Source organism: Trichodesmium erythraeum IMS101, from assembly GCF_000014265.1.
Lineage (GTDB): Bacteria > Cyanobacteriota > Cyanobacteriia > Cyanobacteriales > Microcoleaceae > Trichodesmium > Trichodesmium erythraeum.
The window spans coordinates 1,118,875-1,134,499 of record NC_008312.1 but is presented as its reverse complement, the minus strand read 5'-3'; the positions used below and the strand labels follow the sequence as shown (position 1 = coordinate 1,134,499).

The window sequence follows — 15,625 nt, the reverse complement described above, 5'->3', positions numbered from 1 at the left end:
GCATAAACAACTAGAATAATACCACTAAAATAGTGCATTACAACATATTTATAAATACCTTTGACAGCCTAAATTAAACCGTCTAAGGCACTCTACTAGACTAACACAACTAAAATTGCTGCAATAGAGGTTAGTTAGGCTGAGGGACGAAATCTAACCAAAAGAGGAGAACAGGTTTGTTAGGATTCACTTTATTCTACAAAGGCCTACATTTTTGTTTTGGGGATGTTAGTACACCACTAGAAATTCCCCCTACTTCCTTATTTTTGAAATAATCCCAAAGTATCTAAAACAGCTCTAATTTTAGGAACTTCATGAGTTCTAAATAAGTCAGTTTTTCCCAGTGCAGCCAAGACACAAAAAAAAGGTTCAGCACTTCTAACTTCTTCTCCAAAACATTCAAAAGCATGGGGAAGTGCATGACATACTGGAAAACCTAATTTCCTCAATCTAAAAGTATTTAAAAAAGTTTTCATCTGATAACCAATTCGTAAAGAACTATCCTGAAGATTTTTATAATAAAATCCTAAACCAGGGTCAATAAATATTTTTCTCACACCATACTTAGTTGCCGTTTCTATTTCTTGAGCAAAATATTCATACATTAAATTTGTGGGGTCATCTCCAAAATCAAAATCACCTACTTCTCTAACATTTTTTCCCTGAACATAACAGATAATTACCCCCGCATTAAATTCAGATACAGTCTGATAAATTTCTGCACTTTTTTCGGGTCCAGTTAAATTAATTATATTAGCTCCTGCTTTTAAACATTCCGTGGCAACTTCTGGATAATATGTTTCTATAGAAGTTAAAACACCTTCTTGATGAAGGGCTTTCAGAACTGGCAAAATTTGACTTTTTTGCCTAATATCTTCTACTCTTTCCGCCTTTTCTAAAGTTGATTCTGCTCCAATATCTACTACATCTGCACCTTGAGACTTCAAAACTATTCCTCTACGAATGGCTGTTTCTGCACTCAAACAGACACTTTCTCTATACCAAGAATCATTAGAAAGATTTATTACTCCTAAAATAGCTTTCTCAGTATTAAAGTTAAACTGCTTATTACCAATAGAAAATTCTTCTACTTTGGCTTTTATAGAATCTTGGTTTTGTTCATGGATTGTATATAAATCTTCAAGATTCAGCATATCATTTATCCGTTATCAGTTATTAGTTATTAATTAGCTTTGGTGGGGGAGGAAGTACGTTTTTCATGTGCCGTAGGGAAGCAGTACCTATAGTTTCATCCGGAGGCAAAAAAACCAGAAATTTTCTTTCTTATCTCCCTTAAATAAAAGTGCTTAAGACCTTATTTATTAGTCAGAGGCTGACTAACCTAAATAAGTTAAATTTTTTCCTACTATCCATTTGATTACAGCTATTTTTTTGAATCTAAAATTCCCAAAAATTGCCAGATATATGTCATATCATATCCGGATCATCAATCATAAAAAAAACTTCTCCCATAAGTGCTTTTTCTTCCCTTCTAGCTTCTATCTTTTGCCTTTGATATTCCCTATTTCCTGTCTATAAATTCCAACCACCAGATACTTCTATAATTTGTCCTGTAATATAATCAGAATTAGGATTAATAAAAAACCAAACTGCATGATTAATTTCTCGCAAAGTTGCTGGACGTTTAGCAGGTAACTTAGGAATCATTTCTTCTAGGTCAAAAGAATTCTCAGCTATTCCAGGAGATACTACATTAACAGTAATTTTGTCTTTAATCAGCTCTTGAGCCAGAGACTTACTATAGATGATAATCCCTGTTTTGGCAATTACATAAGCCGTATTTGTCTTTCGTGCTACCACATTTTGAGCATGAGCGCAAGCAAAATTAACTATTCGTGCCCCATTAGCTGCTTTCAGATGGGGGAGTGCTGCTGTAGTAACATAGAAATTGGAATTGAGGTTAGAGTCAATAACTTCCTGCCACTCTGCTATGGATATTTTGCTAGTAGGTCTTCCTAAAAAGTTGCCCACATTATTGACTACTACTGATAAACCTCCAAGTTTTTCTGCTGCATTTTCTACTAAACATTGAGCTGACTCTGGCCTAGTCACATCTGCTTGTAGAGCAATAGATTTGACTCCGTAGGTAGCTGCTTCTTGACTTGCTTGGTTAGCTGCCTCGGCATTCCGGTTATAGTGAAATGCTACATCAAATCCTTTCTCAGCTAAGTCAAGAGCGATCGCCCTACCTATTCCCACTCCTGAACCTGTCACAAGTGCTTTTTTTAGCATTGTCTTGAATATTAAGTTCTATCTAAACTATCACAAGCAACTCAGAGTTTCTAAAAGAGCTTTAACTTTAGCAACTTCATGAGTTCTAATCATATCATTTTTTCCTAGTGCTGCAAACACTGCCGTGAACACTTGAGCACTTCTAAACTCTTCTCCAAAAATTTCTAAAGCTGTAGGTATTTGATTAAAAACAGGAAAGCCTAATTTTCTAAGCCGAAAAGCATTTAAAAGAGTTTCAATTTGATATCTCATTCTATTTGATACATTTTTGTGTTGGTAGTAAAAATTTGTGTATCCTACACCTACTGCTGGATCAATAAAAATCTTTTTCACTCCTATTTTCGTTGCTATTTCTATCTCTTTTTCAAAATAATTGTATAGTACATCTATCATATCTCTACCTGAAGTAAAGTCAAATTCCCCTACATCTCTAGCGTGTTTTCCTTCTACATAACAAATAATAATTGCTGCATCAAAGTCAGCTACAGCTTGATACATTTCTTCACTATGCTCAGTTCCCAGAAAGTTGATGACATTTGCACCTGCTTTTAAGCATTCTCTGGCAACTTCTGGATAATAAGTTTCCACTGAAGTTAACACACCTTCTTGACTGAAAGTTTTCAGAATAGGCAAAAGTTGACTTGTTTGTTTCAACTCGTCTACCCTAGCTGCAGTTTTCACAGTAGACTCAGTGCCAATATCTATAATATCCGCACCTTGAAGTGTTAATACTTTTCCACGGCGAATTGCTTGTTCTGGAGTGTAAGAAATAGTTTGCTTATACCAAGAATCTTGAGAAAGATTAATGATTCCTAAAATAGATGTTTGAGAATTAAAATTAAATTTTTTATTCCCAATACTGAACTCTTCTATTTGGGTATTGTAGTCATCTTTATATTTGTCATAAATTTCGTAGATTTCTGCGAGAGTAAGCATTTTTGAACTCCTTTATTTAATCAATAACAATTTTCAGTCGGCTAAAATTCCCAATCTTTGTCAAGGAAAATAGCTAAGTATTGCTACAACCTGTAACCCCCTGCTACTTCCAGAACTTGCCCAGTAATGTAATCTGACTCAGGACTGACAAAAAAAGCAACTGCATGAGTTACTTCTTTCAAAGTTGCAGGTCGCTTAGTTGGGAGCAGAGGAATAGTTTCCTCCAGACCAATAGTATTTTCTGCTGCTCCTGGGGCAACTACATTTACTGTAATTTTATCCTTAACTAATTCTTGAGCTAGGGACTTACTATAGATGATTATACCAGTTTTGGCAATTCTATAGGCTGTTTGTTGGTCATCTGCTTTTAGATGTTGGGCACTTGCGAAACTGAAGTTGACAATACGTCCCCAACCTGCTGCCTTGAGGTAAGGAATTGTTGTTTGAGTGACATAGAAAGTGGAATTTAAATTTGAATCAAGCATTTCATCCCATTCTTCTATGGATATTTGACTAGTTGTTTTTTCCAGAAAGTTTCCCACATTATTAACTACAACAGATAACCCTCCGAGTTTTTCGGCTGCATTTTCTACTAAAGATTTAGCTTGCTCTGGTTTAGTAACATCTGCTTGTAGAGCAATAGACTTGACTCCGTAGGTAGCTGCTTCTTGACTTCCTTGGTTGGCTGCTTCTGCACTTCGGTTATAGTGAAATGCTACATCAAATCCTTTCCTAGCTAAGTCGAGAGCGATCGCCCTACCTATTCCAACTGCTGAACCCGTTACAAGTGCTTTTTTAATCATTGTCTTTGAGAATTAAATTTAATCATCACAGAACTTACACACAAACTTTTTAACTTCTGTTGTTAGCCCCTACAAAAAACATAACTTATACATTTTAGCGTAAGTCCTGCATCAGTTAAAATTATTTGTCTACTTCTTGCATTAGTTAAGATTCATTAAATTTATTAAAATAAACTACCTAGAATCTTTTCAGAATTGAATTCCAATTTTTTGAGCCATTATAACCATACATATCTAAATATATAGAAGCCATTTGGGATCTTTCTGAAAGACTATAATGGATAGAAAATGCCATATTCTAGTAGCTTGACAGATGAGGAGTGGGTTATAATTGAACCCCTGTTACCCAAAAAGAAAAGAACTTTTCCCCCCAAATGGACTAAAAGAGAAATATTGGATGGTGTTCTCTACCAACTTAAGAATGGTTGTAACTGGTGTGATTTACCCAAGGATTTACCTCCTTATTCGACGGTATTTTGGCACTACAAACAATGGCGTATTGGAAGGGGTAATTGAGAAGATTAGAGATGTTTTACATGGACAACTGCGTCAAAAGGTAAAAAAAAAAGCGCTCCGGGACAACTTTAATCATCATTGACTCACAAGCAGTCAAAAATACTTGTAATGCAAGTACAGAGTCGAAAGGATTTTGCTTTTACAAGAGTACTAATGGAATCAAGCGGCATCTAGCAGTAGATAGCCTAGGTTTTCCTTTTTTTACTCATTGTACTAAAGCATCAGTCTCTGATGATGTGGGATTAATTGAAATGTTGTCTGACAATATTAATTACTTCAAATCTAAACCTGTCAATATTCCTAAAATCACTATTCTTCAGACATACGGATATCACCCGGAAAAATTAACGATTGAGTTGAAAAAAATTTATCCAGCGATTATGACCAAGATTCGGTTTAAGCTCTCACCTAAGCCCTCGAAAGCCCTCGAAGAAGAAGCAGGGACAAAGGGGTTTTGTACCCGTCAAAGCTAGATGGGTCATTGAAAGAACTAATTCTTGGATGGAAAGATGTAAGAGTTTAGTCAAAAACTTTGAAAGAACTCTTGAGAATGCCACCACCAAGATTAATCTTTGTTTTGTTAGACTTATGCTTAAGAGATTGGCGATCGCCTGAACGGCAAAAAAAGATCCCAAATAGGTTCTATATAGTGGGTATCTACCAAATACTCATTTTGATGCCTCATTAACCAACTTCTCAAATCATCTAATTTAATAATTCTCATTCAAGTACAAATGTTGAAACTGCCGAAAAATTTCTCTTCCTGTAAAGTAATTCCAAGCTACATAAGAAACCTCTAGATGTCGCGAACCAGAATTAGCATCAAAAGCTGTTCTTCCATGTAGCACTTGAAAATTCTGAATCATTAGGCAGTCTTCTGCTTCTGAACGGAAATGATACTGATATTCAGGACTTTTCAAATAACGGAAGAATTGACTATAAGCCTCATAGAATTTTTCCATTTTGTCAAAAGGAATATCCCAATTACAAGCGTGGGAGTTACCAAAATAAACTCCTGAAACCTCCCCTTTTATGTCTAATTCAATGATCCGGCGACTACGACGGTGATAATATTTCCACTCTGTGTAAAACTGCTGGAACTGAGCAGGAGTTTCTACCAAAATTTGGAAATAGTCTAGACGGTGATAATATTTCCACTCTGTGTAAAACTGCTGGAACTGAGCAGGAGTTTCTACCAAAATTTGGAAATAGTCTGGGTGGTGCTTTTGAAAATCTTGGGCTACCCGAAAGCCATCTACAAGTGTTGAATCTTCATTAGTTGCTTTAAAGTAAAGAAATTGCAGTAGGTGAGAAGCATACATATAACTTTCATAATCTGTGTAGGGAGGTAGCGCGTGCCCAGTGTCAGCTATGTCATTAGCCGCTGGCTTAGATTTTACCGTATAGAAGTGTCCCCCCTCTGTATAAGGAATTGGCCCAATACTACTGAGAAAATTATTTAACTCTGATAAGGGCATATTTTTGATGACTGCAAAACCCAAGGTATATATTTCAACACAACCTTGGCGAGATAAGTCACTTCTGTCGAGAGGGCGGCATGAATTAAAGTCGTGTTTTTCTGGTGAATGTGCTTCTATCCGTGCAGTATCCCATAAAATTTCTTCTTGTTTGCACAGTTCGATTTTACTGTGAAAGTCCCCTTTTTCTGCTGCTTCATCATAAGCATGACTGATCAACCAAGAAATAGGAAAAATATTGCGATGATGAGTTTCTTCATCCCAGTCTATAATCAGGTCATTATCTGTTAACTGGACCTTTAGAGGTTTGGGAGATATTATAACCTCAGAAATATCATAAATTTTTTGAACGGAAGTAGGATGGCGAGATTAAGAACTCAGAAAGTTATCATGCAACCAAATGTAGTAGAAACGTTTTCCTTTTACTGTAATAAATGGACTATTGCCCATAGTTGAAATCTTGAATTTCTCGATCTAGTATTATCTAGCATTAGTAAGTAGTTAGAGAAGATTTTTGAGCACCTATCACTAGGGATACTAATTTAAAATTTATCTTCCCAGACTCGTGTCAAAATAACCTGAACAGTTTTTTTATGGAAGCTAGATTGGACAATTCATTTCCGATTAAATTTGTACAACTTATTTTTAAATGGCTTCTCCAACTCCCTACTTCCCTATCAAATAGACCTCTCCAAAAATGCCTATTTGGTAACGGCGGGCCCAGGGTTTGATACTAAATCTGGTTATTATAGGCTGATTATAGGGTCAGGCATAATATAGATATTTATGATCAGCTTTTATAATCAGCTTTTCGCTGATCGGAATCTGGTGCCAAAACTTTTTCTGGAGATATCTAATCAATAAAATTAGGTATAATATTTACTCACCTATTATTTTCAACTGTGTTATTTTCCAAAGATTAAATTTTATTTGTTTCGATCATTTGTTGGAGGTATTCAGATGTTTTACCTTCTGGAATTACTGGCAGGGAGTGAAATTCAACACTTCCTTGATTGGGATTTAAAATTTGATAGAGAAATTCTCGGCAGTGGTTATTTTCATCTGCCACAAATATTTTTGCTTTATGTCCATTTTCTAGGACTTCAGCCCGATCGCATTGTTCATTAGCCCAGATAATTAATATATCATCTTTTTTACATAGAAGTGCCGCACCCCCATTTGGACAAACCATACCCGATCCTGCTTGTCCGGGTAAAACATAAGTTAACCAACGTTGGCCATTATTAAGATTAACTATTTGCACTTCTTCTAAAGGCAAAATTCCTACTTTTTCGAGTAAATCCGAGTCTATAGTCACGCTGCCAACGTAGTCAGGCTTTGCGTCTGTTACTCGTACGCGATGAAGTTTAGCATGCATTAATTTGATTGTAGTCATGATTTCTTTTTTGTCTACATTTACAACCAGTGGGAATTAAAAAAAATAGAGGGAGAAAACAGACTCAAATTATAGACATCAAAAGGGCTCGATGTAAAACAAGCTATAAATTATGAACCAGCACAGGTTTTAGCCATTTTTAGGGTATCGACGTCATTTCCTTGTCTAGACAGACTTTGACCCATCTTCTCAACCAGAAAATGTTTAAGTACCATTAGGACTTTTGCAAAACCATAACATACATTGGTTCGGTTTCATAAATATTAAAACTTTCTTGAGTAACTAAATTCCAAGGTAACTCTTGAAGTACCTCGTGTAAGGAATTGCTCTCATCATCATAATAATTTACTCGCACAGTTAGTACAAAATATCCACCGGGTTTCAGCAAACTGGACAGATTTCTTAAAGCACGAGGATGAGCATGACCAAACGTGAATACACCAACTGCTAATATTAGATTATAACTTGCTTGAGAGCCAAAAGCTAGAGGTTATTCCAAATTACCTTGGTAAAGAGCGGTATAAACCTGCTTTTTCCTCCCTACTTCTAGCATTTGTTCGGAAAAGTCAACCCCGATGATATTGTTGTATCCTAATTCTGCTAGAGCTTCACCCACCATAACTGTGCCTGCTCCTGCATCTAGGATGATGGCATCCTTATCTGGCAATACTTTCCATAAGGCATTAGCCGAATGGACTGGAGAACAATGATAAGGTTGGTCTAAGTCTGTATCATAAACAGCTGCCCAGGCATCATATTTCTCCTCTAAGTTATGTTATTTACCATTTTTGTAAATCCAGGAGAGGCGATCGCTGACTTTTTCACATGAGTAATATCCCCATCCTAATTGATTAGTTTTAATTGCTTTACACGTCTGATCATAAGCTGCACTTAGTTCCGGGTATTTAGCCAAAGCTAACTGGGACAGCAATTCATAGCTTTTGTTTAGGTGTTCCTTCAAGTCTTTAGTTACCAAGACCATAAACCCTAACTCCCTGAGGAATTCTTTATAGGAGTCCAGACTAAATATTGGTTCAAACAGCAATCTATCGTATACATATTTACGGGCCATTTCGTTGATTTCCTGTGCCGGACTTATCAGGTCATCGAATATAAATATGCCTCCTTCCTCAAGTACGCGGTAAGCTGATCGTAATGCTTGATGGCGATCATGAACGTGATATAATGTGGCTTGGCTCCAAACATGGGTAAACCTTTTATCTTCAAAAGGTAGATTAGTTGCTCATGCCTTGATAAACTTCAACCTGAGTGATGGGTACTGCTGTGCTTTGGTTTTGGCGTTCTCAATGCGGACACTACTGAGGTCAACTCCTACTAATTCGCACCCTGTCTGTTGGGATAGCCATATAGCAGTATTGCCATTACCACAAACAAGGTCTAGTACTCGCGAATCTTTTTCTATCCCACTCTGGAACAACATATATTCGTTCCACCGTTTACAAGCTGTGATAAAATTTTTAGGTTTTGCCTCAGTTAAATTTTCAAAATAGCCCCAGTATAAACTTCCCTCTGAGTCCCAAAAACTACGATAAAGACTGTCTTCAATATCATAAAATGCCTCTGTATCGGCTTCAGAAAATTTGTTTTGTGTCATAAATATATTCAATATTAATGGACATCTCAAATAAAAGTTCTCAAATCCTTGCCCCACCCTTTCCAAATCCTCATTTTTGAAGAGGTATAATATTATTCTATTAGGACTTATGTAAAATAAACTAATTCTGTCATTGCGTTAGTGCAGCTTGGCAATAGCAAACAACAACTTTTGTGGAGCAGTCCGTAATTAGCAATTTCAAATGCCCAAAATTCCTTTGCAATAAGTAAATCCTATCTATGATCAATTTATCTCTTCCCCTTCTACTAAACTTACCCAAACTTACATGGTTTGGGAATTGTATAAGCTTTAGACTACAGTGTCTCACCCATATACCACTGAGTGCAGTCTGTAACTTATCTTTCCTATTGAGGCAAAAAAATTACCAGGAAGCTCAGGATACTTATTCATATAGTTTTCACTCATTACTCATGCTGTTACAATATCCCTGAGTATTGTGTAAGTTTAAGTAAGTGTAGTCAATTTTTATTGAACTGTCAAGTCCCCTATCTATAGATTGCTTTTTTCAAATACCTCACTTAGGAATGAGAACAAGCCAGAAGCTAGAGAAAATTAATTACCCTCAAGAGATTTCCTTAGTATCAACTACAAATTTCCAGTATTATTGAATTTACGTTCCGTGACCAGAAAATCAAGTTAATATTTTCTATTTTACAGCTTAGATATTCCAGAACATTCTACCTCTTCTTGAAGAAGAGCGATCGCTTTTCCCGAAACTGGGTCGATCCAATTAGGAGCTATTTCTGCTAGTGGGACAAGTACAAAAGCTCTTTCTTTCATTCGAGGATGGGGTATTTGCAGATTAGGAGTATCTAATATTAAATCATCATATAAAATTAAATCTAAATCTAAAGTTCTAGGTCCCCAATGTTCTAAACGTACCCGTTTAAATTTTTGTTCAACATCTAACAGAACTTCTAATAATTTATGAGGGGTTAATTCTACTTTTAATAATGCACAACCATTAATATAATCTGGTTGTGGTGGACCTATAGGTTTAGTTCTATACCAACTAGAATAAGTAATTAATTTAATACCAGCAATTTCATCTAAAGTTTGAATGGCATTCTTGAGAGTATCAAGGGATTCTCCCAAATTGCTACCCATACCAATAGCTACATGGCCTTGATTTTTTGGGGAGTTCTTTAAGTTAGTAGGATTAGACATTTTTAGAGCGATCGCTTATAATTTACTGGTTCGTGATTGGTTGATATTATTTTATCAATAATCCTCAATTTTATAGTAATTTCTATACTCTTAAAGTACAAAATTAGTTTTTTTAAACAAGTAGTTAGGGATATTGTATACAAAGTCCCTTTTTTTTGTATTAATAATCCACGGCCAGAAAGGATAGTTAATTATTTTTAGCCAAATTGTAGTATAATAGCACTTAAGCAAAATAGGGCTAGAAAATAAGTTTAAATATAAAATATAGATGGAAAAAGGCATAAATCATAAATTACCAATGGTTTAATCATTTTATACCATTAAGTTAATTCCCTTATTTAGAATTAATTTAACTCATTTTTTGCCACCAGAAAATGTTGGATTAGCACTAATAAGGAATAAATTCAAGCCACCGTTGTATTAATTGTCATCTTCGAGGTGTTAGGAGAATTTAGCCATGCCTTAGTAAAATCTCAAGAATTAACTTAGGAGAGGTTTCGTTTCATCATTTGCTCAAAACTAACAACTGAAGGAATAAATATATACCCTTTCATAAATTATCTGAATAGTTTAACCATTTAATATTAAAACCATTTAATATAATAAAATGATGGAACTATTTTTTAATTAGTTATTATGGACTCAATCTCCATTACTGGAATTCGATGCTACGGATACATCGGATTTTTTCCAGAAGAGAAAGTATTAGGTCAATGGTTTGAAGTAGATTTAACTTTGGGGTTAGATTTGACTGCTGCTAGCAAAAGTGATGCCTTAGAAGATACTGTAGATTATGGTAGTATAGTTAATACTGTCCAAAAACTAGTAAAACAATCTAAGTCTGCTTTATTAGAAAAAGTAGCGAATACGATCGCTACAGATATTTTACAACAACGACTAGTACAAAATGTCAAGGTTCGTTTAACTAAATTAGCCGCACCTATACCCGATTTTGGTGGCAAAGTTACTATTGAAATTACTAGAGTAAAGGAGAAATAACTTATTTAAAAATTTAATTATAAACTATCCACAATAGGCTAGTTTTCCCAATTATTAAATAGTAAAATTTTCTCTTTTTTTCGTTCTAATTTTTAATAATTAAACAGTACATATTTTTGGGAAAATTAGCTTAAACATAGTTATAATAAAATCAATTTTTCTAAGAGTAAAAAAACAATATTTATCAATTAATAATAGATTGAACCTGATTAACTTACTATCAATTATCCCACGCCATAATTTGCTAATAAGTCTATGATATAAATTTCTATTATAAATAACAATTTTTAATTAATTAATTTACTGGTAATAGTACTTGTGTCTTAGGTAAAAGAGATAGGAGAGTCAAAATATTTAGGCATGGGGAGGGCAGAAAAAACTGAATATCAGATTAGCAGAATGTGAAAAATACTCCCCGTCACCCTACACCAATTTTACTCAAAACCTTGATGGGACAAGATTACCAACTTATTTATGATATGGCATAAATTAAATATTTCTATGAATACAATTGATATGTATAACTATATACCTCACTATTGATTAAAGACTAAATAAATATGGTTATATTATTCCATGATTAGGAGACTCAGGCAATTGCTTATAGGGAGCTTGATAATTATTAATTTTCTATTATTAATGATCAAACTTTTTAGGGCGAGTATATTGCCTGAAATAGTTTTATTATTAGCCTAATAAATACTCTATAAATTCCAGTATTTCAAGTCTATAGCTTTTTTATACGTACTAATAACTGATAATTAAAAACTGAAATTATATGACAAATAAGACTTCTGTTAAACAAACATTTTTTGACCTTTGGGCACCAAGTTATGATTGGTTATTCCCTTCTATAGTTTATCAAGCTATACATAAAAGGTTACTGGAATATGTAGATTTATCAAATTCAGCAAATGTACTTGATTTAGGTTGTGGTACAGGAAAACTTCTCCATCGTCTTGCTGTTAATTTTCCTACTCTTCAAGGTAATGGTTTAGACTTATCTCCAGAAATGATAAGTCAAGCTAATAGTCGTAATTGTTATCCACAGCGTTTAAAATTTTTATTAGGAAATGCTGAAGAAATACCTTTTGAAAATGATGTATTTGATGCTGTTTTTAACACTATTAGTTTTTTACATTATCCTCATCCCCAACAGGTATTTAATGAAGTGAATAGAGTGTTACGCCATGGTGGATATTTTTATTTAGTTGATTCCTATTTTAAATGGCAAGATGAATTACAGTATTTGAGTATTTCTCCTGGTGGTTTGAAACTTTACAGTCCAACAGCTCGTGAAAAATTTGGTAAGGAAGCGGGGTTAAATTTACAAGCTAATTATTACTTATTAGGATCAGTATTACTAACAATTTTTACTAAATAATTGTAAGATTATATATACATAAATTTGGTGTTGCCCGTGAAGTACACCTATCCAGTTTAGGAAGCCATAATAAAATATTTTTACCATTTACACTGTCCGTCATTTGCTTGTTTATCTGCACTCTAGTATCTAGCTATTAGCAGCAGTCAGTAATAAAAATCAAGTCCGTTATTTGGTAATTTAGTCTGAAAATTTGCAGAGGCGCGCTAGTAAATATTTTTATTTATCTAATCTCCTTCAAATACCATAACCGAAGTAATATCTTCTACATAAGCTGAGTTTTACTAATTCTTAAAAGTATTGCTATAAATATAAGTAGAGAAAAATCATTTTCTTTCATAACTGAAGTTAACAAACATTAATTGTTTGGTCCAACAAATAATATTTACGAATAGAAAATCATTCACAAGACTAAGGATAAAGCCCCTTTCTTAAATTGTTAGGCCATTGTTTTTGGTCAATGGGCTCGTTCTTTGCAAGAATTTATAGACTTTGCAAAGCGAGCGCGCGAGAAAGATGCCGTTGTTAGTTTTAGTTGGGACAAGGCCATTACTAAACCTGACGGCAGCGTAACTATTTGCTACAAGTTAATGCCTAAACAACGGAAGGCCATTAAGTATGATCAGGACAATAGGGTTTTAATTGTTGCAGTGACTGGTAACGATGATGATGTGATGTCGGTGATGGGGTAAACTTCTCAGGAGCCTGACAATGTTATTTTTGTAGAAATGGCAGATAGGGAAAATTGGGTTTCTGAGCAAAATAACGACTGACCAAAATAACGACAGGAAAGCGATCGCTTGTCTTCTTTCTAGTTCAATTTTTTGAGCATTTTCTATTAATTTTATTAGCTGTTTGTCTGTAATACCAATAATTCTCTTTGTCTATTTTGGATAATGATAAATATATTCTAATATTTGATTCATGTGCAGACATGATGTGCATGGTTTCGTTCTATGGTTTTACCTAAATTTTTATTCTGGAGATATCTGCTTGGGGTTCTTACCAGCTCATACACCAGAACTAGAAACAACCAAACGACTCTGGCCGATAATTGATGAAGGGCTTTGTTGTACAAAAAAGAGAAATTAGGGTACGATATACCTGTGAGAAGCACAAGAAACCAAAACTCAAGTTCAGAGATAAGTAAGTCCAAATCAAAGTTAAAATCAAAATCCAAGTCTTGCTATAATGAAATAGCGCTCACTTATTCAAGATATCACCTATTTTCCTTAGTAGTCTACTAATAATTTATCACAAGCTTGAAGAGTAGCGTGGCATAGCAATATAGCTCATATCTGTTCACCAACGATGCTACCAGGCATGATATTACTTCCCTACTCCCTTACTCAATAAATGGTAGCAAATATTTATAAAACTAATATTAGGGAGCGATCGCTTAAGAAGGAGTATTTAGAGTCATTGGCTTGGAGTTAAACGGTGATAAATTCTTTTTGAACACATAAATTACAATTTTCTTCTTAATTAGAAATCATCCTGCAGTAATGCAACGCCATATAACCAGATTCTATATAAATACTAAAAGCTGATAGCCAGTTAAAAGACCCAGCAATCAAACAAAAATGTAGATATGTTTTATGAAACATATCTACATTTTTTTCCTAGAAAATATTCATTTTACTAGATATTTTGTCTTGCCAAAATTAACGCAATTTGAGAATTTCAACAGTTACAGCTAAACTATCTTCATACAAAACCTCTCGTCCCCAACGTTGTAACTGTTGAGCCATCAAATATTCCGCCTTCTGATCGCTTAAAGCACTGACTTGCTCTGTACGACAAGATTGAGCACTACCACCAGCCTCTAATCGCATACAACCAGTAGTTTCAGAACACAAAATAGTACAACAATCTGCACTAGGATTACTAGAATCCAAACGCAAGCCCACTAAATCTCCAGGTATTTCACCATAGTCAGTAGTAGAAATTGCTGCCAACTCTGCTAAAATCTCTTTATTGTTAGGACCAATAAACTTAATATGAATGATGTCATAATCACCACCAGTTTCAGTATAAGTTGTAGGTTGCCAATCAAGACGACTAGCAAACCAGCCCAAAAACATTAACGCTTGAGATACATTACCTTTCTCATAATCAAGAGTAATAGTATCAATTTCACCTAAAGAAGCACGACGCTCTGGCGGGTCAAAAGTGGCAGCAGTTAACTCTTGCCATGCAGAAAGACGATGCCAATTTAAGTCAGCAATATAGGTTTTATTTTCAATCAACTCCAGCATTTTGAGAAATTCTGATTCTGGATCACTAAAATAAGAAGAATCTAGAATAATACAGTTGCTAGTTTTGCATAGGCGACGGAAAAGCTCCTGTTCTCGGTTGGGAGTTGCCTTCCACCAAACAAACTTTGGTAGATCAGGAATCATTAACGATGTAACTACATCACTCACCCGTTCCAGTGCTTCTCTAGTTCCATGTAGGGTAATATATTCACAACAAATTAGTGAAGACTGCTTTTTCTGAACTGGGCAGTAAGCAGAAACTTGAGCTGTTACTCCTGTATCTTCTCCGAAAGTAGGACACAACGTAATAACCCGACAAGGATTTTGAGCTGCAATCACTTCGCTAACACTAGAACCCCTGACATCTATATTAGGGAATTGTCTATTTTCTAGTGACTTTGTAGCCCACTCTGAGCGTAACTTCGCAAGAGTTTCAGAGTCTACTCTACCTGTGATTGGTAAATTATAGGCTTTTTGAGCTTCCTTAATAGCTTCACGAGCTACTATTCCGTTCACACCATCTATTTCACCCTTATAGAATCCTAAACCGGCTAAAAGTTGCTGGAATTCTTCGGGTTCATATATGACCATACTAAAAGTTGCTGCTCTGGTAGCAATTGGAGTTGCCTTGCCTCCACCTTGACTGAGCCAGATTTTATTCAGTTCTGCTTCAATTTCACCCAGAGAGATATCTTTTGGTTGTTGTAAGGCAACAAGTGTTGTACTCATTTTTTTTCGTAAATGCTTAGTTCTTTTGTGGTGCTTGCGTTAAACCGGGTGTTTGTTTCGGCTTCTTTTT

Annotated in this window: 15 protein-coding genes and 2 pseudogenes; 5 read left to right on the top strand and 12 right to left on the bottom strand. The window is 34.9% G+C overall.

Annotated elements, in window-relative coordinates; all coding sequences use genetic code 11:
• Positions 1-260 precede the first annotated feature (260 nt).
• The 4 genes from TERY_RS03320 to tmpR (TERY_RS03305) form a co-directional block, all read right to left on the bottom strand.
• Positions 261-1,154 (bottom strand): dihydropteroate synthase, encoded by an 894-nt coding sequence (locus tag TERY_RS03320; RefSeq protein WP_011610527.1) that lies wholly within the window; start codon positions 1,152-1,154, stop codon positions 261-263.
• Positions 1,155-1,533: 379 nt separating this feature from the next.
• The gene (tmpR, locus tag TERY_RS03315) at positions 1,534-2,253 is read right to left on the bottom strand and encodes a bifunctional dihydropteridine reductase/dihydrofolate reductase TmpR (RefSeq protein ID WP_011610526.1); all 720 of its coding nucleotides are present in this window, start codon (positions 2,251-2,253) and stop codon (positions 1,534-1,536) included.
• A 30-nt stretch (positions 2,254-2,283) separates the two neighbouring features.
• Positions 2,284-3,189, bottom strand: coding sequence for a dihydropteroate synthase (locus TERY_RS03310; protein ID WP_011610525.1), 906 nt, complete (start codon positions 3,187-3,189; stop codon positions 2,284-2,286).
• Between the two features lie 83 nt (positions 3,190-3,272).
• On the bottom strand, positions 3,273-3,992 hold the full coding sequence (gene tmpR / locus TERY_RS03305; RefSeq protein WP_011610524.1) for a bifunctional dihydropteridine reductase/dihydrofolate reductase TmpR: 720 nt from the start codon (positions 3,990-3,992) through the stop codon (positions 3,273-3,275).
• A 288-nt stretch (positions 3,993-4,280) separates the two neighbouring features.
• On the opposite strand from tmpR (TERY_RS03305), the gene TERY_RS03300 reads away from it, so the two are divergent.
• From TERY_RS03300 to TERY_RS36085, 3 genes and pseudogenes are all read left to right on the top strand, one after another.
• Positions 4,281-4,508: a transposase gene (locus TERY_RS03300; RefSeq protein ID WP_011610523.1), complete on the top strand. Its 228-nt coding sequence runs from the start codon at positions 4,281-4,283 to the stop codon at positions 4,506-4,508.
• A 71-nt stretch (positions 4,509-4,579) separates the two neighbouring features.
• Positions 4,580-4,981, top strand: coding sequence for an IS5/IS1182 family transposase (locus TERY_RS03295; RefSeq protein ID WP_370497347.1), 402 nt, complete (start codon positions 4,580-4,582; stop codon positions 4,979-4,981).
• A pseudogene (locus tag TERY_RS36085) lies at positions 4,962-5,123 on the top strand (IS5/IS1182 family transposase); the annotation flags it as partial. The gene TERY_RS03295 and the pseudogene TERY_RS36085, both read left to right, overlap by 20 nt.
• A gap of 95 nt (positions 5,124-5,218) precedes the next feature.
• Here the strand turns inward: TERY_RS36085 and TERY_RS03290 are convergent.
• From TERY_RS03290 to folK, 7 genes and pseudogenes are all read right to left on the bottom strand, one after another.
• Positions 5,219-6,205, bottom strand: a complete 987-nt coding sequence (locus tag TERY_RS03290; protein ID WP_011610522.1) for a TauD/TfdA family dioxygenase — start codon at positions 6,203-6,205, stop codon at positions 5,219-5,221.
• A 700-nt stretch (positions 6,206-6,905) separates the two neighbouring features.
• Positions 6,906-7,382 (bottom strand): aspartate 1-decarboxylase, encoded by a 477-nt coding sequence (gene panD, locus TERY_RS03285; RefSeq protein ID WP_011610521.1) that lies wholly within the window; start codon positions 7,380-7,382, stop codon positions 6,906-6,908.
• Positions 7,383-7,596: 214 nt separating this feature from the next.
• Positions 7,597-7,770, bottom strand: coding sequence for a hypothetical protein (locus tag TERY_RS36080; protein ID WP_370496538.1), 174 nt, complete (start codon positions 7,768-7,770; stop codon positions 7,597-7,599).
• A gap of 102 nt (positions 7,771-7,872) precedes the next feature.
• Complete coding sequence (locus tag TERY_RS36075) at positions 7,873-8,049, bottom strand: methyltransferase domain-containing protein (RefSeq protein WP_011610519.1); 177 nt, start codon at positions 8,047-8,049, stop codon at positions 7,873-7,875.
• Between the two features lie 108 nt (positions 8,050-8,157).
• Positions 8,158-8,454 (bottom strand): hypothetical protein, encoded by a 297-nt coding sequence (locus TERY_RS36070; RefSeq protein WP_370497399.1) that lies wholly within the window; start codon positions 8,452-8,454, stop codon positions 8,158-8,160.
• A 48-nt stretch (positions 8,455-8,502) separates the two neighbouring features.
• Positions 8,503-8,997: pseudogene (locus TERY_RS36065) on the bottom strand (class I SAM-dependent methyltransferase); the annotation flags it as partial.
• A 672-nt stretch (positions 8,998-9,669) separates the two neighbouring features.
• A complete protein-coding gene (folK, locus tag TERY_RS03275; protein ID WP_011610518.1) occupies positions 9,670-10,185 on the bottom strand; it encodes a 2-amino-4-hydroxy-6-hydroxymethyldihydropteridine diphosphokinase in 516 nt (171 codons plus the stop codon).
• Between the two features lie 636 nt (positions 10,186-10,821).
• Between folK and folB the strand changes: the two genes are divergently transcribed.
• Entirely contained in the window at positions 10,822-11,184 is a 363-nt protein-coding gene (gene folB / locus TERY_RS03270; RefSeq protein WP_011610517.1) for a dihydroneopterin aldolase, read from the top strand.
• A 778-nt stretch (positions 11,185-11,962) separates the two neighbouring features.
• On the top strand, positions 11,963-12,568 hold the full coding sequence (locus TERY_RS03265) for a methyltransferase domain-containing protein (protein WP_011610516.1): 606 nt from the start codon (positions 11,963-11,965) through the stop codon (positions 12,566-12,568).
• A gap of 1,664 nt (positions 12,569-14,232) precedes the next feature.
• On the opposite strand, the gene opcA is transcribed toward TERY_RS03265, so the two are convergent.
• Positions 14,233-15,555: a glucose-6-phosphate dehydrogenase assembly protein OpcA gene (gene opcA / locus TERY_RS03255; RefSeq protein ID WP_011610515.1), complete on the bottom strand. Its 1,323-nt coding sequence runs from the start codon at positions 15,553-15,555 to the stop codon at positions 14,233-14,235.
• Between the last annotated feature and the right edge of the window lie 70 nt (positions 15,556-15,625).

Bases quoted from the DNA above. Each gene is read 5' to 3' on its own strand.
- panD (WP_011610521.1), bottom strand. From the start codon at position 7,382: ATGACTACAATCAAATTAATGCATGCTAAACTTCATCGCGTACGAGTA.
- TERY_RS03300 (WP_011610523.1), top strand. From the start codon at position 4,281: ATGCCATATTCTAGTAGCTTGACAGATGAGGAGTGGGTTATAATTGAA.
- opcA (WP_011610515.1), bottom strand. From the start codon at position 15,555: ATGAGTACAACACTTGTTGCCTTACAACAACCAAAAGATATCTCTCTG.
- tmpR (WP_011610524.1), bottom strand. From the start codon at position 3,992: ATGATTAAAAAAGCACTTGTAACGGGTTCAGCAGTTGGAATAGGTAGG.
- tmpR (WP_011610526.1), bottom strand. From the start codon at position 2,253: ATGCTAAAAAAAGCACTTGTGACAGGTTCAGGAGTGGGAATAGGTAGG.
- TERY_RS36070 (WP_370497399.1), bottom strand. From the start codon at position 8,454: ATGGCCCGTAAATATGTATACGATAGATTGCTGTTTGAACCAATATTT.
- TERY_RS03265 (WP_011610516.1), top strand. From the start codon at position 11,963: ATGACAAATAAGACTTCTGTTAAACAAACATTTTTTGACCTTTGGGCA.
- TERY_RS03310 (WP_011610525.1), bottom strand. From the start codon at position 3,189: ATGCTTACTCTCGCAGAAATCTACGAAATTTATGACAAATATAAAGAT.
- folB (WP_011610517.1), top strand. From the start codon at position 10,822: ATGGACTCAATCTCCATTACTGGAATTCGATGCTACGGATACATCGGA.
- folK (WP_011610518.1), bottom strand. From the start codon at position 10,185: ATGTCTAATCCTACTAACTTAAAGAACTCCCCAAAAAATCAAGGCCAT.
- TERY_RS03320 (WP_011610527.1), bottom strand. From the start codon at position 1,154: ATGCTGAATCTTGAAGATTTATATACAATCCATGAACAAAACCAAGAT.